Consider the following 17,093-nt stretch of genomic DNA (forward strand, 5'->3'; position numbering starts at 1 on the left):
TGGGCACCTCGTCCAGTGCGACCAGGTTCGACTTCGGGAACGTCGTGGTCCTGCGGATCGGCGTCCCTGTGTACGTCGCACCGCTGGTGGCGCCGGCGGTTGACCTAACGGTCCTGGGTCTGCTCGTAGGAACGCGGCACCTGGCGGACTCCTGTCTTGGGGCAACAAACCTGCAGGGCGGCATGATCTCCTGGTGACCGCGCCCGCCGTCCCAATCGGTGGCCGGTCGCCCACCAAGAGCCCACGCCGGAAGGCGAATGCGCTCGGACGGTCCGGCCCACCTCGGCGACGCGAGGCAGTTCACCGCGCTCGCCTGGCGGCTGCGCCACCGACGCAGGCAGTGCTTGCCCGGCTCGACAACGCCTGAACGTCGTTGCAGGAGAGCATCGGGCAGGTCTAGGGCATGTTCGCGGAGCCCAGTCGCCGTGCATTCGTCTTGCTCGTCCTCGACGAGCTCATCCACCACGGCGCCTAGGCGGCTCTGCTGCGCGATCTCTGCGCGGCCACGCCTCTCGCTGTCGGCGACGCCGGAACAGTAGTGGTCAAACCCTGCGCACGCGAACCCTTGCGTTCTCACTATTCAGCGTTACTATCTACTGGTAGTCAGCGTAACTGAGTAGTGCGAAGGAGGTGTCCGTGGGCAAGCAGGCGACGGAGATGCTCAAGGGAACGCTGGAAGGCATCGTCCTCGCGATCCTGTCCGGCCGGTCCGCGTACGGCTACGAGATCACGGCGTGGTTGCGAGACCAGGGGTTCCTCGACATCGCCGAGGGCACGATCTACGCGCTGCTTCTCAGGGTCGAAAAAAGAGGCCTCGTCGACGTCGAGAAGATCCCGTCCGAGAAAGGCCCGCCGCGCAAGGTTTATTCGCTCAACGCTCAGGGGCGGGAGTATCTCGACGAGTTCTGGACGACGTGGAGCTTCCTCGCAGAACGGCTGGAACAGCTTCGCACGGGAGGAAAATGACCATGAAGATTGCGGATATCACCACGAAGGTGATCGGCGACAAACGCCGGTGGTGGGCCTACAAGGCGCGCACCAAAAAGCTTCCCGAGAACTACCGCACCGCCGTCGACGCGCTGGAGCGGTACTTGATGTTCTTCGGGGCGACGGACGGCGACGGCGCGGCTTCGATGTTCGAGGACCTGGCCGACCTGTTCGAACGGGCCGCGGCGGACCGGACGCCGATCCGCGAGATCGTCGGAGAAGACCCCGTGGACTTCGTCGATGCCTTTCTGCAGAACTACAACAAAGGCGGCTGGGTCACTCGCGAGCGGGAACGGCTGACCAGCGGCATCCAGCGCGCCGAGGCGATGGACGAAGGGGAGCAGTCGTGACGGGGCCGGCGATCGCCGTGCGGGGGCTGGAGAAGTCGTACAAGACGGTGCACGTACTGCGCGGGGTGGACTTCGAGGTGGCGCGGGGCAGCATCTTCGCCCTGCTCGGCTCGAACGGGGCGGGCAAGACGACGGTGGTGAAGATCCTGTCCACTTTGCTCAAGGCCGACGCGGGGTCGGCGGGTGTGCACGGCTTCGACGTCGCCACGCAGGCCGAGGATGTGCGGGGGGCCATCAGCCTCACCGGGCAGTTCGCGGCCGTCGACGAGATCCTCAGCGGGCGGGAGAACCTCGTGCTGGTCGCCCGGCTGCGGCATCTCAAGAACCCGGGCGTCATCGCGGACGACCTGCTGAGCCGGTTCTCGTTGACCGACGCAGGAGCGCGGAAGGTGGCCACGTATTCCGGTGGTATGCGCCGGCGGCTCGACATCGCGATGAGCCTCGTCGGGAACCCGCCGGTCATCTTCCTCGACGAGCCGACGACCGGGCTCGACCCCCAGGGGCGCCTCGAGGTGTGGCAGGCCGTCAAAGAGCTCGCCGGCCAGGGCACGACGGTGCTGCTCACGACACAGCACCTGGACGAAGCCGAGCAGCTCGCCGACCGGATCGCGATCCTCCACGAGGGCCGGATCCTCGTCAACGGCACCCTCACCGAGCTCAAGCAGCTACTGCCACCCGCCGAAGTCGAGTACGTCGAGAAACAGCCGACCCTCGAAGATGTCTTCTTCGCGCTGGTCGGTGCCGACGTCAGAAAGGATCAATGATGGCCAAGCACTTCTTCGGTGACACCGCAGTCCTGCTGGGACGGTCCCTGCGGCACATCACGCGCAGTCCGGACACCATCATCACGACCGCGATCATGCCGATCGCCATGATGCTGATGTTCGTCTACGTGTTCGGCGGCGCGATCAAGACCGGGTCGGATTCCTATGTGGACTACCTGCTGCCCGGCATCCTGCTCATCACGGTCGCCACGGGTATTTCCTACACCGCGTTCCGGCTGTTCCTGGACATGAAGGGCGGCATCTTCGAGCGGTTCCAGTCGATGCCGATCGCGCGGGCGGCCGTGCTGTGGGCGCACGTGCTGACCTCGCTGGTGGCCAACCTGATTTCGCTGGTGGTCGTCGTGGGTGTCGCTCTCCTCATGGGTTTCCGTTCGGGAGCGGGTGTACTGGCGTGGCTGGCGGTCGCCGGTGTCCTGATGCTGTTCACACTGGCGTTGACGTGGCTCGCCGTCATCCCTGGTCTCACCGCGAAGTCCGTGGACGGCGCGAGCGCGTTTTCCTATCCGCTCATCTTCCTGCCGTTCCTCAGCTCGGCGTTCGTGCCCACCGGCACCATGCCCGGCCCGGTGCGCGCCTTCGCCGAGCACCAGCCGGTGACGTCCATCGTCAACGCACTCCGGAGCCTGTTCACCGAGCAGCCGGTCGGCACCGACATCTGGATCGCCCTCGCGTGGTGCGCCGGGATCCTCGTCGTGACGTACTTCTTCGCCACGCTCACCTATCGCCGCAAGATCTCGTAACCGGAGGACCACGATGACTGGGGGAAGCAGGATGAGCAGGGGATCGGCACCGAAGGTTTTCCGGCGGGCGGGGGTGGCGGTGTCGGTGGTCGCCCTGCTGACCGGGATGACCGTGCCACCGGCCGCCGCGGGGCAGGAGCGCCCGGAGCTGCAGGAGACGATCCAGGCGATCGTCGACTCCGGGTTCGCCGGGGTGCAGCTGCGCGTGCACGACCGGCGAGGCGACTGGGCCGGCACCGCCGGCGTGCGCGAGCTCGGTGCGGCCGCCAAGCCGCCGAAGGACGGGCGGTTCCGGATCGGCAGCACCACCAAGCCCTTCACCGCGACAGTGGTGCTGCAGCTGGTGGCCGAGGGCAAGATCGGGCTGGACACCCCGGTGGGGAACTACCTGCCCGGATTCGGGTTCGACCGGCGGATCACGGTGCGGATGCTGCTGCAGCACACCAGCGGGCTGTTCAACTACACCGGCGAGTACTACCCGGACGGGACGGTCGTGCCGGGAATTCCGTGGTCGGGCAAGGAGTGGGTGGACAACCGGTTCCACACCTACCGGCCGGAGGAGCTGGTCCGGTTCGCGTTGGCCAAGCCGCCGCGGTTCGCGCCGGGCGCGGGCTGGAGTTATGCCAACACCAACTACGTGGTGGCCAGGCTGCTGATCGAGAAGGTCACCGGTCGGTCGTACGCCGGCGAGGTGCAACGGCGGATCCTGCGTCCGCTCGGGCTGCGGGACACCGTGGTCCCGGGCACGTCGCCGGAGATCGCCGGGCCGCACGCCCACAGCTACTACCGGTACCAGGACGCTGGGCAGTGGAAGACGGTCGACATCACCCAGCAGAACCCCTCCTGGATCTCCAGCGCCGGCGAGATGATCTCGACCACCGAGGACCTCGGCACGTTCATTTCCTCGCTGCTGGGCGGGAAGCTCCTCCCGGCGCCGCTGCTGGCCGAGATGCGCAAACCGCACCCGACTCCCGATCCGACGAGCGACTACGGCCTCGGATTGTTCGAGCTGCACGCGGACGCGAACTGCAGCGGCACCACGCTGATCAACCACAACGGCAGCGTCCAGGGCTACGGGACGCTGATGTACAGCACGTCCGACGGCAGCAGGACCCTGGAGGCTTCGATCAACTACGTGGACACGGGAGCCGCCCCCGCGGAGGCGTATCAGAAGGCGGTGCGGAGCCTCATCGAGAAGGTGTTCTGCAGCGGGGCCTAGCTCGGCGAACCGGCCCGGGTGTTACGGCTGGAGCAGCGGATTCGTGGAACGTCCGAGGTGGGTCCGTCGGACGTTCCACGAATGCCGTGTCACTTCTCGGCCGTGCCGGGTTTCTCGCTGAGGGATTCCTGGTAGACGTCCGCGTAGGTGGGTGAGTCCTTGATCAGGTCGTCGCAGAACGCCGCCACGTCGTCGCCGATGAGCTCCAGGACTCCCTTGCCGGCCGCGACGCCCTCCTCGAAGAAGTCGACGATCCCGTAGAGCAGGGATCCGTCGGCCAGGTCGACCGGTCCGACCTTGAAGAGGTACCGCTGAATCTCCTTGTAGACGATCTCGTAGTCCGGCGGGAGCGCCTTGACCCGCGCCATGTGTGCCCGCCACTGCTTCTTGCCCTCGATGATGTCTTGAATGCCCACGTCAGCCTCCCAGCCGGGCCAGTTTCCTCGCGACGTTCCTGTTCAGCTGCTCGCGCCACCGGTCGCGGTAGCTCCGGGCTCCTTCTCCGCCGGCCAGTGCCGCGCAGAAGCCCTTGACGTCGTCGCCCAGCACCTCATGAATGCGCTGTCCGTCGGACGCCGTCTCTTCGAGCAACCCGAGCGCACCGTCGAGAATCGGCATCAGGTTCCGGCCCGTGAAGTCCCCGTAGGGAAAAAGATGCGCCTTGATCTCTTCCCACGCCGCCCGGTAGTCGGCCGGCAATGCCTCGGCCCGGACTTCGAACGCCTTGTACTCCCTGGTGAGGTCGCTGCCGGTGATGGTCTCCCAGAAGTTCATCTCCCGCCCTCCTTGAGCTTGTCGATCCGTGCTGTGACGTACTCCCATTTCGCCCAGAACGTCGCGAGTTCTTCGCGGCCCTTGTTGTTGAGTGCGTAGAACTTGCGCGGCGGGCCCTGCCCGGACGGTCGTTTCGTCACCTGGACGAGTCCGTTCTTCTCCAGCCGCAGCAGGATGGTGTAGACCGTTCCCTCGACGACGTCGGCGAAGCCGAGTTCGTTCAGCCGGCGCGTGATGGCGTACCCGTAGGTCTCTTCGCCGGCGATGATTTCGAGCACGCAGCCCTCGAGCGTTCCCTTCAGCATCTCGGTCAGGTCGTCCACCGTGGGGTCCTCCGCGATCCGCCAGGTACCCAGTGACACTGAGTACTGCTACAAAGTACCACGAGGTAGTGAACGACGCCCGGTGCGCCGGGAAGTCTGGTCGGTATCCGGATTCGGGATGTGGAGGACCGGCTGATGCGCGGGGTCGAAACCGTACTGTTCCTGGTGGTCGTCGCGACCGTGGTCGCCACCTTCGCCAAACGCTTGCGCGTGCCCGCGCCGTCCCTGCTGGTCGTGGCCGGGGTCGCCGTCGGACTGCTGCCCGGCGTCGCGGCGGTGCAGGTGACGCCCGAAGTGATCAGCCTGGTCGTGCTGCCGCCGCTGTTGTTCGCCGCAGGGGAGGAGCTGCCCTGGCGGGACCTGCGCGCCGTCGGGCGGCCGGTCGCCGTGCTCTCCGTCGGGCTGGTGCTGCTCTCGGCCGCCGCGGTGATCGGGACAGCCGTCCTCGTGACGCCGCTGCCGGTCGGGATGGCCTTCGTGCTCGGCGCGATCCTGGCCAGCACGGACCCGGTCGCGGTGACGGCGCTGGCACGGAGGCTGGCGCTCCCACCGCGGGTACAAGCGCTGATCCAGGCGGAGAGCCTGTTCAACGACGCGACCAGCTTGCTGCTGTTCCGGGTGGCGTTGTTCCTGGCGGTGGCGGGCGGGGCCGCTTCGTGGGGCCGGACCTTGGGGGAGTTCGCGGTCCTGGCCGGCGGCGGTCTCGCGGTCGGCGTGCTGACGGCGCTCGGGGCGTTCCTGATCCGGCGCCGCACCGAAGACCCGGTGCTGGAGACGGTGATCTCGCTGGTCACCCCGTACGCCGGGTACGTCGTGGCCGAATCGGTCGGTGGGTCGGGCGTGACGGCCGTCGTCGTGGCGAGCGTGATTCTGGGGACCCAGGCCGAACGGCTGACAACCGCGCGGATCCGGTTGCAGGTCGGCGCGGTGTACCAGACCGTGGTGTTCCTGCTGGAAAGCGTCGTGTTCGGCCTGATCGGCCTGCAGCTGCCCGCCCTGGTGCGGCGTCTCGCCGGGAGCGGGGCGTGGTGGCTGCTGCAGGCGCTGGCCATCGCCGCGACGCTGGTCTTGGCCCGGCTGGTGCTCGTGTTCGTGCTTTCGGCGATCCGGCAGCGCCGCGGTGGTGAGCGGATCTCCTGGCAGGTGCCCGCGGTCGTCTCCTGGGCCGGTGCGCGCGGGGTGGTGCCGCTGGCCGCGGCGCTGTCCCTGCCGGTGCTCACCCTGGACGGCTCCGCGCTGCCGTCGCGCGATCTGGTGCTGCTGCTGACGACCGCGGTGATCGTGCTGACGCTGGTGGTGCAGGGGTTCACGCTCGCGCCGCTGGTGCGGCGCGCCGGGATCGCGCTGGACCCGGCCGACCTGCGCACCGAGTACAGCGCTGCCCGCCGGAAGCTCGCCGAGGCCGGGCTGAGCCACCTGCAGCACCTGTCCGAAACGGAGTCGGCGCCGGAGTTCGTCGTCGACCAGCTGCGGACGGGCTGGCAGGCCCGGCTCGAGCGCATCGAGGACGACGCCGCCGAAGCCACCACGGACCTCGAGAGAAGGATCGATCACCGGTCACTGCGGCGGGAGCTGATCGACGTCGAGGCCGCCGAGCTGACCCGGCTCTTCGAAGCCGGTGAGATCACCGACGGAACTCGCCGCCGCATCCAGCGCCTGCTGGACCTGGAGCACGCCGGCCTCGAGTGAGCGCGGTCAGCGGGGTGGCAGCCGCCGGACCCGGGCCGGCTCCCGCGTCTCGACCAGCCGCAGCAGCAGCGCCACCAGCACGAATCCGCCGATCAGGCTCAGTGCCCACATCAGATCGCCCATGGAGCCACCCTGCGACCCCCGCGGCCGGCACACAACGTCCGCAGGCGGAATCCGTACGTCGGCGGGGGCGTCGTTGACGGCCCGTTGACGCTCATGAGCGTCGTTGCGGCGTGATGCCGCGACGGGTGTCGCCCGGGAGCGGGCGGACGCGCTGGAGATCGCGGCGACTGGTCGAGTGCAGCTGCCAGGGCACGCTGGTGACCATCACGCCGGGTTCGAACAGCAGCCGGCCCTTCAGCCGCAGGGAGCTCTGGTTGTGCAGGATGTTCTCCCACCAGCGCCCGACGACGTATTCGGGGATGTAGACGCACACGACGTCGCGGGGGCTGGCGCGCCGCAGGTTCTTGACGTAGGCCACCACGGGCCGGGTGATCTCGCGGTACGGGGACTCGAGCACCTTGAGCGGGATCTTCATGTCCCGCTGCTCCCATTGCCGTTGCAGGGCGCGGGTGTCGGCGTCGTCGACGTTCACCGTGATCGCGGCCAGGGTGTCGGGCCGGGTGGCACGGGCGAACGCGATCGCCCGCTGGCTGGGCTTGTGCAAAGTGGACACCAGCACGACGGCGTGGACGCGGCTGGGCAGCAGCTCGCTCTCGTCGTCGGCCTGGAGCTCTTCGCGGACGTGGCTGTAGTGGCGGTGGATCGCGCGCATCATCACCCACAGCACCGGGATCGCGATGACGACCAGGTAGGCGCCGTGGGTGAACTTCGTGATCATGACGACGACCAGGACGATCGCGGTGAGCATCGCGCCGAGGGCGTTGATCAGCCGGGAGCGCTGGATCGACCGGCGCTGCCGGGCGTCGGTCGCGGTGGCCAGCTCGCGGTTCCAGTGCCGGACCATGCCCGCCTGGCAGAGCGTGAACGAGGTGAACACGCCCAGGATGTAGAGCTGGATCAGCCGGGTCGTCGAGCCGTCGAACGCGAAGATCAGGATCCCGGCGACCAGTGCGAGCGCGATGATGCCGTTGGAGAACGCGAGCCGGTCGCCGCGGGTGTGCAGCTGGCGGGGCAGGAAGCGGTCCTGGGCGAGGATCGAGGCCAGCAGCGGGAACCCGTTGAACGCGGTGTTGGCCGCCAGGATCAGGATCAGCGCGGTGGTGGCCTGCAGGAAGTAGAACAGGACCGCGTGATCGCCACCGAAGACGGCCGCGGCGATCTGGCTGATCACGGTCCGCTGCGGGTCGCTGTCGCAGTTGCCCGGGAAGCCGACGAGGTCGCAGGTGTTCTCGGCGATCTTGACGTGGGAAATCATCGCGAGCGCGGTGATGCCGCCGAACATGACGACGGCGATGGCGCCCATCGCGGTCATCGTGCGGGCGGCGTTGGCGCTCTTGGGTTTGCGGAAGGCGGGGACGCCGTTGGAGATGGCCTCGACACCGGTGAGGGCGGTGCAGCCGGAGGAGAAGGACCGCAACAGCAGGAAGACCAGCGCCAGTCCGGTCAGCCCGACCTGTTCGGGCCGGACGTCGTAGCCGGCGCTTTCGGCGACCGGGGCGTGCCCGGCTACCAGCTGCCCGAACCCGAGCACGATCATCAGCATGACGCCGCCGATGAACAGGTAGGTCGGGATCGCGAACGTGCGGCCGGACTCGCGGATGCCACGCAGGTTCATCGCCGTCAGCAGCACGATGAAGCCGATGTCGAGACCGATGCGGTAGTCGTTGAGCTGGGGGACGGCGGAGATGATGTTGTCGACGCCGGAGGCGACCGAGACCGCGACGGTCATGATGTAGTCGACCATCAGCGCCCCGGCCACGACGAGCCCGGCGGAGCTGCCCAGGTTCTTCGACGCCACCTCGTACGAGCCGCCGCCGCTGGGATAGGCCCGCACGACCTGCCGGTAGGACACGACCACGACGGTCAGCAGCACCGCGACGGCCAGGCCGATCCACGGCGCCAGCGTGAGGTAGGCCAGGCCGCCGATGCTGAGGATGAGCAGGATCTCCTGGGTCGCGTAGGCGACCGAGGACAGCGGGTCGCTGGCGAAGATCGGGAGCGCGAGCCACTTGGGCAGCAGGGTCTCGCCGAGGGTGTCGCTGCGGAACGGCCGGCCGAGTACCAGCCGTTTGAGCGATGAGGTGGGTGCCGGCACGTACGGAAGCGTCTCCCGGGCACACCCGGTGCGGCATATGGAAAACATCAAGATCCGGGGAGCGGCGTACGGATTTCGTCAAGGAATGCCGGGGCGTTCGTCAGGGTTGCGTCAACGCCGGTCGCGCGGGAGCCGAGGTTGTCTAGCCTCTGCCGCCAACCGATCTCCGCGGGAGCTGACATGGCCGACGACGTGGTGGCACGGTTGTCCGATGTGGCCGGTCGCCCCGGCGCCGTCGAGGTGATCGAGGCCCTCGCGGAGAGCGCGAGGTCGCGCACCGAGCTGTGCGCAGCCGTGCCCCTGCCGAAGCGGAAACTGGAACGCGTGCTGCGGACGCTGGCGGCCGAAGGGGTGCTCGTCCGGTGCGACGAGCCGGGGACCTGGGATCTGCGGCCGGAACGGACGGCGCGGTACGCGTTGACTGCGCTTGGTGAAGAGGTTGTCGCCGTTATGTCCGATTTGGACGTATGGGTCTCGATTTACGAGAGGTATCTCGACGACCGGTGCGCCGGCGGTCACCGGCGCATCAGGCGGACGTGGGGATAGCCCGGGGCCGCGTCAGCACCGCCCTTGAGGAAGCCGGAAGCCGCCGAAAAGGCCGACCGGCACCGGCTGTCCGTGGTGGGCGGCCTGGCGGCGCTGTCCCTGGACGCGATGGCGTCGGTGGCGTACGGCCCCGAAGCCATCGTCATCGTGCTGGCCGTGGCGGGCGGCGCCGGGCTCGGCTTCACCGTGCCGGTGACGCTGGGCATCGCGCTGCTGCTCGGCGTCCTGACGCTGTCCTACCGGCAGGTGATCGCCGCGTTCCCGGACGGCGGCGGCGCGTACGGCGTCAGCCGGACCTACCTCGGCCGCCGCGCGTCCCTGGTCGCGGGCGCGTCGCTGATCGTGGACTACGTGCTCAACGTCGCCGTCTCGGTGGCGGCCGGGGTGGCTGCGCTGACGTCGGCTCATCGTTTCCGACGGCGACATGAACACCCTGGTCCCGCTGTTCGCGATCGGCGTCTTCGTCGGCTTCACCCTCTCGCAGTTCGGCATGGTGCGGCACTGGCGGCGCGAGCGTCCCCGCGGCCGGCAGGGCAGGGCGGCGCTCAACGGCTTCGGCGCGCTGCTCACCGGGATCGCCGCGGTCGTGGTCACCGCCACGAAGTTCGGCGAGGGTGGCTGGCTGATCGTCGTCGCCCTGCCCGCGCTGGTCGCGGTCATGGAGTGGGTCCACCGCAGCTACCGCGCGATCGGGGAACGCCTCGAACTCGGCCGGACGCCGGCGCCGCCCCGGCCGAACCGGTCGCTGATGGTGGTCCCGGTGCACTCGGTCTTCCGGCTCAGCCCGTCCTCTTTGGACATGCCCTCAGTTGGTCGCCGGCAACAGGACTTTCCGATCCTCAGGCGGCTGAGTAGCCGTATAAGCGCGCCCCACCCGGACCAGCCACTCGATGTCGTCATCCAAGTCGGTCGCTTCCAGCCGTTCCAAGCGGCTTGCGCCCGACTCCTCGTTCGCCGCCCAGCCGGCCGACTTCGCCGCCAGCGCTGCCCGGAGGGACCAAGCTGCTTCCACCGCCAGGTGCGTCAGGTCAGTTTCGGCTCGAGCGTTGTTGTCAGGGACATACGGTCGCAACGCCCGCCATGAATCGCGGATTTCGATGACACGGCGGCCCAGGAGATAACGCATCTCCTCCACCCGGACATACGAACGGCGCGGGACCTTCCCGTTCAGGAGGCTTACCTCGGGAAACGCCCGGTTGAGGTCTCGCCAGAGGCTGCCCAGAGCCTGGTACGACCGGACGTCGCGCCACCAAGCCGTCACGTTCTTGCACTGCGCCGCGATCGACGGGATCAGGAGGCCCAGCACGATTCCGATGGTGCCGAGGCGGCTGACGATGCCCAGGGCCACCTCCCAGGCCATCGGGTCGTAGCCCAGCATCAACGCCGGGACCGAGATCAGGCGGCCCGCGATGACCAGGAGGTCGGCGCCCGCGCCGATCATCGTGATGAACAGGCCTCGGCGGAGCCAGGTGTCGCGGCTGAGGCGGGCGTAGGGCCAGCAGAGCCGGAGCAGGACCGTCAGGCCGTGGCCGAAGCCGAGTTCGAAGACGAGCAGGTACGCGATCACCATGGGGCGGTTTGCGTTCTGGACGAGGTACTCCGTGCCGTCCGGGGTTTTGACCGCTGCGGCTATCCAGAGGGTGATCATCACGGCGCCGATCGCGGAGCCGCGGGCGATCACGACCCTTCGCTTGCGTTTGGCCTCTGCCGGGGAGTTGGACCACGTGATCACCGCGACCAGCAGCGCCGGGCTCAGCACGACCGCCGCCAGCAACTCCATGATCAACGTCGACAGGTTCGGCAGGCCCGTCCGGCGTTCGAGGCCTTCGCTGATTCCCGGTGTCGTCACGGTCCAGGCGATCGCGCCCGAGGCGAAGACGGCGAGCAAGGCCATGGTCGCCGGGTCGCGGTGGGCCTTGGACGAGGTCAAGAGCTTGTAGACCAACGCGACCAAGCAGAACGCCGCCATCGCGGGTCTGGTGGCTTCCAGCAGATCCATCCTGAGCGTCCCTCAGCTGGTCGTCGAGTGCCGGTCCTTCAATCTACGGCGGGGCGCTCAGGTGCGGTACCCCGTCGCGGTCACGAGAGCGACCGCCGGATGCGGTCGAGGATCCCGTCCGCCGACGCCGGATCCGTGGCCTCGGGCGCCTCCCGCAGGCGATCCTGGATGATCGTGGCCATCATCTCCGCCTCCTGCTCCTGGCGTTCGGTGTACCCGGACCGGCCGAGCAGGTCCTGGACCAGGCTCGGGTCCAGGTCGGGGAACAGCAGCTGCGTCGTGACGCTGCTGGCCGCGGAAACCCCGCGGTGGCCGTAGATCATGTGGCCGAGCTCGTGCGCGATGATGTGGTGCTGGTGCGGCCGGCTCGCCACCGCTTCGTAGGTGATGAAGTCGGCCTCCGGCGTGGACAGCCACAACCCGCACGGGTCGGACGGCCGGATCGTCACCGGCAGGACGTGCAGCGGGATCCCCCGTTTGGCGCTCAGCGCTTCCGCGAACTCGACGACGTCGCGGCACGGTGGCATGTGCAGGGACTCGAGCTTGCGCTTGGCGGCCCGTCGCATCGCTGACAGCGACAGGGCGTCGAACGGTTGCTGGCGACTTCGGCGATCCACATCTGCCCTCATGTCGGGTCCTGTGTTCGATGCGCGCGGGGCAGCACCCTCAGCGTCGCGTCTGCATTCGACCGATCTCTTCGATCATACGCGACATGAACTCCCGGCCGGAGCTGTCGAGTTCGAGCGCGCGCAGCGTGATGTTCCGGATGTCGGCGTTGCGCAGGGCGGCGATCAGCGCCAGCTGCGAGTCGACCCGTTCGGACGTCTCGTCGTCGAAGAAGTACGCGGGTGGAACGCGGAAGAACGACGCCAGCGCCTCGAGGTGGCGCTTGGTCGGGTTGTCCCGCTGACCCGTCCGCAGCTGCCAGACGTAGGTCTTGGAGAACGTGCCGCCGACCATCTCCGCGCAGCCCTTGGCCACCTCGTCGTTGCTGTACTCGCGGCCGAGCGGCTGGACCGTCTCGAACAGCTTCTCGATCTTGGCTGCCAGTGAAGGAGCTGGGGTGGTCACGGCACTAACGCTCCTCTGCGGTCGCTGTTATGGACAGAGCATAGCCTGCTGGTCACGATAGTTGACGCGGATCGGAGCCCGTCGTAGGCTTCAAGTGTTCGCTGACGTGACCGGTTGAGCCGTGTCGGTCATCTGAGTTTACCCCAGCCATCGCCCAGGGAGGGATGCGTCCTGGCGGAACACCGATTTTCCACACGATAAGGTTCGTTCGGTCACCGTGACAACGGAGTCGAGCAGAATCGGCACGTGTCACGGTTGTCATCGGGCGGCGCCGGCGCTTTTGATCCGGGGGGATCCAATGACCGTCACTGCAGTTTCGGCGGAGAAGAACTTCGCCGACCCGTTGAGCCGTGAATCTCCGTTCTATTCGAATGTCGTGAACGTTCCGATCCGGGACCTGCTGCCGTTCGAAGCGGCGCCGCGGACGGTGGAGGACGCCGAGCACGTCCGCGCACTCGCCGAGTCGGTGATCGCGCCGCCGCCGATCGTCGTCCACCGGCCCACGACGCAGGTCATCGACGGGCTGCACCGGCTCCGGGCGGCGCAGCTGCGCGGCGAGACGACCATCGCCGCGGTGTTCTTCGACGGCGACGTCAAAGAGGCGTTCGTGCTGGCCGTGAAGCTGAACGCGATGCACGGCCTGCCGTTGACGCTGGCCGACCGGAAGGGCGCGGCGCGCGAAATCCTCTCGCTGTACCCGCAGTGGTCCGACCGGCGGATCGCCGGTGTCGCCGGGCTTTCACCCAAGACGGTGGCCGCGATCCGCAAGCGGTCGACCGCGGAATTTCCCCATCCGACCGGCCGGATCGCGAGCAACGGCGTGCTGTACCGGTCGAACGAGCAGGCGCGCCGCCGCGCCGCCGAACTGTTCGAAGCCGACCCGGACGCGTCGGCGCGCGAAGTGGCCCTGGCGGCCGGGGTGTCGGTCACGACGGCCAAGGACGTGCGCAAACGGTTGCGCAGCGGGGAAGAACCCGCGTCCCGCAAGGGGAGCAAGCCGGCCCGCAGCGCCTCGATCGCGACCGCCGGGCCGCAGGCGGACCCCGCCTACGTGCTGGACCGCATGCGCCGCGACCCCGCGTTGCGCTTCACCGAGTCCGGCCGCGCGGTGCTGCGCTGGCTGGAGGTCCCGTTCGGCGGCGCCGACCTGAAGACCGTCGTGGACAAGATCCCGAGCCACTGCGCCCCCGGCCTCGCCGAGGTCGCCCGGCAACGGTCCCGCGACTGGGACCAGCTGGCCGAGCTGCTCGACCACTGCACGTGACGCGTCAGGCGCCGGAACCGCGGGAGCCGGCCGGCGCGCCCGGCGGGTCGAAGATCCAGTCGAGCCAGCGGCCGAAGACCTCTTCCTGGTTCATCCTGGGGACCTGCTCGTTGACCCGGCGCAACGTGGGGAAGCGCTCGGGATCCAGCTCCCGGAAGAGGCCGCGGACGCGGTTCCAGCCGGGGAGGTCGTCGGGATCCGTGCGGCGCGGGTACATCAACGCGCTGCCGAGCACGAACCGCTGCAGTCCGCTGAACACCATGACGGCCGTCTCGATGTCGTAGCCGGCGTCGAGCATGCCCCGGTAGATCCGTTCGCCCATCAGGAGCTGGTGGGGGCTGTCGAGGGCGTGCTCGAGGGTGATGGTCACCAGCCCGGGGTGCGCGACCAGGGCGCGGAAGTACTGCCGGGCGAGTTCCTTCGCCCCTTCGACGCCGGATTCTTCGGGTGGCCCGATGTCCGCGAAGACGTCGTCGACGAACGCCGCCAGCAACGAGTCCTTGTCCCGGAAGTGCCGGTAGAGCGCCATCGGGTCGACCTTGAGCTCGGTGGCGATGGCGCGCATCGTGACGGCGTCGACACCCTTGTCCGCGACCGTCGCCGCCACCGCGTCGAGGATCCGGCGACGGTTGAGGGTGCCGCGCGGCGTCACGGCCCGGCCCCGGGCCCGGCCGGTGTTCTTCGCGGGTTTTTCGGTCACGTGACCAGCCTAATCGACCTTCGAGCGGCCCTCGGTGGACGGGCCCGGGGTGGTTGTCTACTGCGTAGACTATGGCGTATCGTCGCCGGCATGGAGCAAACCTGTGCCGCCGAGGACTACCGGCGGGCGGAGCAGATGCTGAGGCCGCGCCGGGCCACGCTGATCACCGGTGTGGTGGGGCCGCTGACCTGGTCGGCCGGGTCGGATTCGTTCTGGTACGCGACTTCGGGCGCGGGCGGTGCGGAACATGTCCTGGTCGATCCGGCCGCGGGCACCCGGCGGCCCGCCTTCGACCGCGCCAGGCTGGCGGCCGCGACCGGTGCACCGGCCGAGCTGTCGGTGGTCGACGTCGGGAGCGACGCCGTGGTCGTCGAATCCGGTGGGCGCCGGTGGCGGTGTTCGCTCGAGGACTACACGTGCGCTCCCGCCGAAGAACCGGCTTCCGCCGCCCTCGGCGAATCCCGGTCGCCGGACGGGCGGTGGACGGTCTTCGTCCGCGACCACAACCTGTGGGTACGCGACGAAACGGGTGTCGAGTCACCACTCACCCGGGACGGCTCGGCCGACAACGCCTACGCGACCGAAACGACGTTCTGGCAGCACCGTTCGATCATGCGGAAGGCCGGCGCGGTCGCGCCCCCGGTCGTCCTGTGGAGTCCCGACGGGACGAAGCTGGTGACACACCGGATCGACGAACGCGAGGTCGAGCCGCTGCACCTGGTCGAGTCGGCGCCGGCGGGCGGTGGCCGGCCGGTGACGCACACCTACCGGTACGCCATGGCCGGCGAGGAAAACCAGCCGATGCTGCACCTGGTCGTCGTCGACCTGGAGCGCCGGACGGTGACGTCTTCGGACGCCGAGCCCTTCTACGCGTCGTTCCGCTCGCCGCTGGCGTGGGACCGGGCGTGGCTGTCGGCCGACGGCGGGACGCTCTACTACCTCGATCCCGGGCGGTTCTACCTGCGCCTGCGGCTGATCGCGGTGGACCTGTCGACGGGCCGGTCGCGGGTGGCCGTCGAGGAAACCGGCCGGACCCGGGTCGAGCCCAACCAGATGATCTTCCAGCCGCCGCTCGTGCGCACCCTGGCGAACGGGGACGTGCTCTGGTACTCCCAGCGCGACGGCTGGGGGCACCTCTACCGGTATTCCGCTTCGGGTGTGCTGGTCAACCAGGTGACGAAGGGCGCGTGGGCCGTCCGGGAGATCCTCCACGTCGACGAGGACGCCGGTGTCGTCTTCTTCACGGCGTCCGGCCTGGTCGACGCGGACCCGTACGTCCGGCAGCTGTGCCGCGCCGAACTCGACGGCAGCGGGTTCACCCGGCTGACCGAAGACCTCGACGACCACGTCGTGCAGGCCGCGCCGTCGGGCCGGTACCTGGTCGACGTCGCGTCCCGGTGGGACCGGCCGCCGGTCGCGGTGGTGCGCGACCGGTCCGGCCGGGTGGTGGTGGAACTGGAGCGGGCCGACGTCTCCGCGCTCGAACGCGCGGGCTGGACACCGCCCGAGCGGTTCACGGTCAAGGCGGCCGACGGCACCACCGACATCTACGGCCTCCTGTGGCGCCCGCACGGGTTCGACCCGGACCGGCGTTACCCGGTCATCGACCGCATCTACCCCGGTCCCCATTCGCAGCACGCGCCACCCGGTTTCGACAACACCGGAACCGGCGATTTCGAGGCGTACGCGGCCTTGGGATTCGCCGTGGTCTCGGTGGACGGCCGGGGCACACCGGGCCGGGACAAGGAATTCCACGACCTTTCCTACGGGCACATCGACGACTTCGGGAGTCTCGACGACCACGTGGCCGCCATCACCGAGCTCGGCCGGCGCCATCCGTGGCTGGACACCGGCCGGGTCGGGATCACCGGCAATTCCGCCGGCGGCTCCGCCTCCGTGCGCGCCGTGCTCGCCCACCCGGACTTCTACCGGGTCGCGGTCGGGGTGTCCGGCTGCCACGACCCGCGGCTGCAGCTGCCGTGGTGGGGCGAGGTCTACCAGGGACCGTACGAACCCGAGCTCTACCGCCGGTGCGTCAACGCCGAACTCGCCGGGAACCTGCGGGGAAAACTGCTGCTGATCCACGGTGAGCTCGACGACAACGCGCTGCCGTACCAAACCCTGGGGCTGGTCGACGCGCTGATCGAAGCGGACAAGGATTTCGAGCTGCTGATCGTGCCCGGCGCCGGGCACACCATGTTCCACCGCGAGGCTTATGTCACGCGGCGAAAATGGGATTTCTTCGTCCGGAACCTCATGAACACGTCACCGCCCGCCGGGTACCGGCTGGGCGAAATCCCGTCGGCTTCCTTGGCGTGGGCCCGTTCGCTGAGCCCGAACCGCGGCTGAAGGCGCGACGTTTGACGCTCCGAAGCGGGGCGTGCCAAGATGATTCCACTCGGAAAGTGCTCGATAAAGCCGCCGACTT

The 17,093-nt window shown here is 68.7% G+C and carries 18 protein-coding genes; 9 read left to right on the forward strand and 9 right to left on the reverse strand.

Features of this window, described 5'->3' with window-relative positions:
• Positions 1-636: 636 nt before the first annotated feature.
• From ACIA5G_RS41125 to ACIA5G_RS41145, 5 genes are read left to right on the forward strand one after another with little or no spacing between them, the layout of a single operon-like run.
• On the forward strand, positions 637-966 hold the full coding sequence (locus ACIA5G_RS41125) for a PadR family transcriptional regulator (protein ID WP_395933483.1): 330 nt from the start codon (positions 637-639) through the stop codon (positions 964-966).
• Between the two features lie 2 nt (positions 967-968).
• Positions 969-1,337 (forward strand): DUF1048 domain-containing protein, encoded by a 369-nt coding sequence (locus tag ACIA5G_RS41130; RefSeq protein ID WP_395933485.1) that lies wholly within the window; start codon positions 969-971, stop codon positions 1,335-1,337.
• Positions 1,334-2,101, forward strand: coding sequence for an ABC transporter ATP-binding protein (locus tag ACIA5G_RS41135; RefSeq protein ID WP_395933487.1), 768 nt, complete (start codon positions 1,334-1,336; stop codon positions 2,099-2,101). Before ACIA5G_RS41130 ends, ACIA5G_RS41135 begins: the two co-directional genes overlap by 4 nt.
• Positions 2,101-2,862 (forward strand): ABC transporter permease, encoded by a 762-nt coding sequence (locus ACIA5G_RS41140; protein WP_395933489.1) that lies wholly within the window; start codon positions 2,101-2,103, stop codon positions 2,860-2,862. The genes ACIA5G_RS41135 and ACIA5G_RS41140 overlap by 1 nt, the downstream gene beginning before the upstream one ends.
• Before the next feature lie 31 nt (positions 2,863-2,893).
• Complete coding sequence (locus ACIA5G_RS41145) at positions 2,894-4,081, forward strand: serine hydrolase domain-containing protein (protein WP_395933491.1); 1,188 nt, start codon at positions 2,894-2,896, stop codon at positions 4,079-4,081.
• Positions 4,082-4,170: 89 nt separating this feature from the next.
• On the opposite strand, the gene ACIA5G_RS41150 is transcribed toward ACIA5G_RS41145, so the two are convergent.
• The 3 genes from ACIA5G_RS41150 to ACIA5G_RS41160 are packed head-to-tail and all read right to left on the reverse strand — an operon-like array spanning position 4,171 to position 5,178.
• Positions 4,171-4,497 (reverse strand): DUF1048 domain-containing protein, encoded by a 327-nt coding sequence (locus ACIA5G_RS41150; protein ID WP_395933493.1) that lies wholly within the window; start codon positions 4,495-4,497, stop codon positions 4,171-4,173.
• A gap of 1 nt (position 4,498) precedes the next feature.
• Positions 4,499-4,855, reverse strand: a complete 357-nt coding sequence (locus ACIA5G_RS41155; RefSeq protein WP_395933495.1) for a DUF1048 domain-containing protein — start codon at positions 4,853-4,855, stop codon at positions 4,499-4,501.
• Entirely contained in the window at positions 4,852-5,178 is a 327-nt protein-coding gene (locus ACIA5G_RS41160) for a PadR family transcriptional regulator (RefSeq protein WP_395933811.1), read from the reverse strand. The genes ACIA5G_RS41155 and ACIA5G_RS41160 overlap by 4 nt, the downstream gene beginning before the upstream one ends.
• Before the next feature lie 135 nt (positions 5,179-5,313).
• Between ACIA5G_RS41160 and ACIA5G_RS41165 the strand changes: the two genes are divergently transcribed.
• Positions 5,314-6,867, forward strand: coding sequence for a Na+/H+ antiporter (locus tag ACIA5G_RS41165; protein ID WP_395933497.1), 1,554 nt, complete (start codon positions 5,314-5,316; stop codon positions 6,865-6,867).
• 214 nt (positions 6,868-7,081) lie between these two features.
• On the opposite strand, the gene ACIA5G_RS41170 is transcribed toward ACIA5G_RS41165, so the two are convergent.
• Positions 7,082-9,085 (reverse strand): APC family permease, encoded by a 2,004-nt coding sequence (locus tag ACIA5G_RS41170; protein WP_395933499.1) that lies wholly within the window; start codon positions 9,083-9,085, stop codon positions 7,082-7,084.
• A 180-nt stretch (positions 9,086-9,265) separates the two neighbouring features.
• On the opposite strand from ACIA5G_RS41170, the gene ACIA5G_RS41175 reads away from it, so the two are divergent.
• Positions 9,266-9,631, forward strand: a complete 366-nt coding sequence (locus ACIA5G_RS41175) for a winged helix-turn-helix transcriptional regulator (protein WP_395933501.1) — start codon at positions 9,266-9,268, stop codon at positions 9,629-9,631.
• Between the two features lie 12 nt (positions 9,632-9,643).
• Here ACIA5G_RS41175 and ACIA5G_RS41180 read toward each other — a convergent pair whose 3' ends face one another.
• The 4 genes from ACIA5G_RS41180 to ACIA5G_RS41195 form a co-directional block, all read right to left on the reverse strand.
• Positions 9,644-10,291 (reverse strand): hypothetical protein, encoded by a 648-nt coding sequence (locus ACIA5G_RS41180; protein WP_395933503.1) that lies wholly within the window; start codon positions 10,289-10,291, stop codon positions 9,644-9,646.
• Between the two features lie 145 nt (positions 10,292-10,436).
• The gene (locus ACIA5G_RS41185) at positions 10,437-11,630 is read right to left on the reverse strand and encodes an MAB_1171c family putative transporter (RefSeq protein ID WP_395933505.1); all 1,194 of its coding nucleotides are present in this window, start codon (positions 11,628-11,630) and stop codon (positions 10,437-10,439) included.
• Positions 11,631-11,710: 80 nt separating this feature from the next.
• Positions 11,711-12,196 (reverse strand): hypothetical protein, encoded by a 486-nt coding sequence (locus tag ACIA5G_RS41190; protein ID WP_395933507.1) that lies wholly within the window; start codon positions 12,194-12,196, stop codon positions 11,711-11,713.
• A 100-nt stretch (positions 12,197-12,296) separates the two neighbouring features.
• Positions 12,297-12,701: an XRE family transcriptional regulator gene (locus ACIA5G_RS41195; protein ID WP_125312461.1), complete on the reverse strand. Its 405-nt coding sequence runs from the start codon at positions 12,699-12,701 to the stop codon at positions 12,297-12,299.
• 376 nt (positions 12,702-13,077) lie between these two features.
• On the opposite strand from ACIA5G_RS41195, the gene ACIA5G_RS41200 reads away from it, so the two are divergent.
• Entirely contained in the window at positions 13,078-13,965 is an 888-nt protein-coding gene (locus tag ACIA5G_RS41200) for a ParB/RepB/Spo0J family partition protein (protein ID WP_395933509.1), read from the forward strand.
• A gap of 4 nt (positions 13,966-13,969) precedes the next feature.
• On the opposite strand, the gene ACIA5G_RS41205 is transcribed toward ACIA5G_RS41200, so the two are convergent.
• Complete coding sequence (locus ACIA5G_RS41205) at positions 13,970-14,665, reverse strand: TetR/AcrR family transcriptional regulator (RefSeq protein WP_395933511.1); 696 nt, start codon at positions 14,663-14,665, stop codon at positions 13,970-13,972.
• A gap of 90 nt (positions 14,666-14,755) precedes the next feature.
• Here ACIA5G_RS41205 and ACIA5G_RS41210 point away from each other — a divergent pair, with 90 nt between their 5' ends.
• Complete coding sequence (locus tag ACIA5G_RS41210) at positions 14,756-17,014, forward strand: DPP IV N-terminal domain-containing protein (RefSeq protein WP_395933513.1); 2,259 nt, start codon at positions 14,756-14,758, stop codon at positions 17,012-17,014.
• Positions 17,015-17,093 lie beyond the last annotated feature (79 nt).

The organism is Amycolatopsis sp. NPDC051758 (genome assembly GCF_044453095.1).
Lineage (GTDB): Bacteria > Actinomycetota > Actinomycetes > Mycobacteriales > Pseudonocardiaceae > Amycolatopsis.

Bases quoted from the DNA above. Each gene is read 5' to 3' on its own strand.
- ACIA5G_RS41180 (WP_395933503.1), bottom strand. From the start codon at position 10,291: ATGACCGCGACCAGCGCGGGCAGGGCGACGACGATCAGCCAGCCACCC.
- ACIA5G_RS41130 (WP_395933485.1), top strand. From the start codon at position 969: ATGAAGATTGCGGATATCACCACGAAGGTGATCGGCGACAAACGCCGG.
- ACIA5G_RS41175 (WP_395933501.1), top strand. From the start codon at position 9,266: ATGGCCGACGACGTGGTGGCACGGTTGTCCGATGTGGCCGGTCGCCCC.
- ACIA5G_RS41210 (WP_395933513.1), top strand. From the start codon at position 14,756: ATGGAGCAAACCTGTGCCGCCGAGGACTACCGGCGGGCGGAGCAGATG.
- ACIA5G_RS41140 (WP_395933489.1), top strand. From the start codon at position 2,101: ATGGCCAAGCACTTCTTCGGTGACACCGCAGTCCTGCTGGGACGGTCC.
- ACIA5G_RS41155 (WP_395933495.1), bottom strand. From the start codon at position 4,855: ATGAACTTCTGGGAGACCATCACCGGCAGCGACCTCACCAGGGAGTAC.
- ACIA5G_RS41145 (WP_395933491.1), top strand. From the start codon at position 2,894: ATGAGCAGGGGATCGGCACCGAAGGTTTTCCGGCGGGCGGGGGTGGCG.
- ACIA5G_RS41190 (WP_395933507.1), bottom strand. From the start codon at position 12,196: ATGCGACGGGCCGCCAAGCGCAAGCTCGAGTCCCTGCACATGCCACCG.
- ACIA5G_RS41165 (WP_395933497.1), top strand. From the start codon at position 5,314: ATGCGCGGGGTCGAAACCGTACTGTTCCTGGTGGTCGTCGCGACCGTG.
- ACIA5G_RS41185 (WP_395933505.1), bottom strand. From the start codon at position 11,630: ATGGATCTGCTGGAAGCCACCAGACCCGCGATGGCGGCGTTCTGCTTG.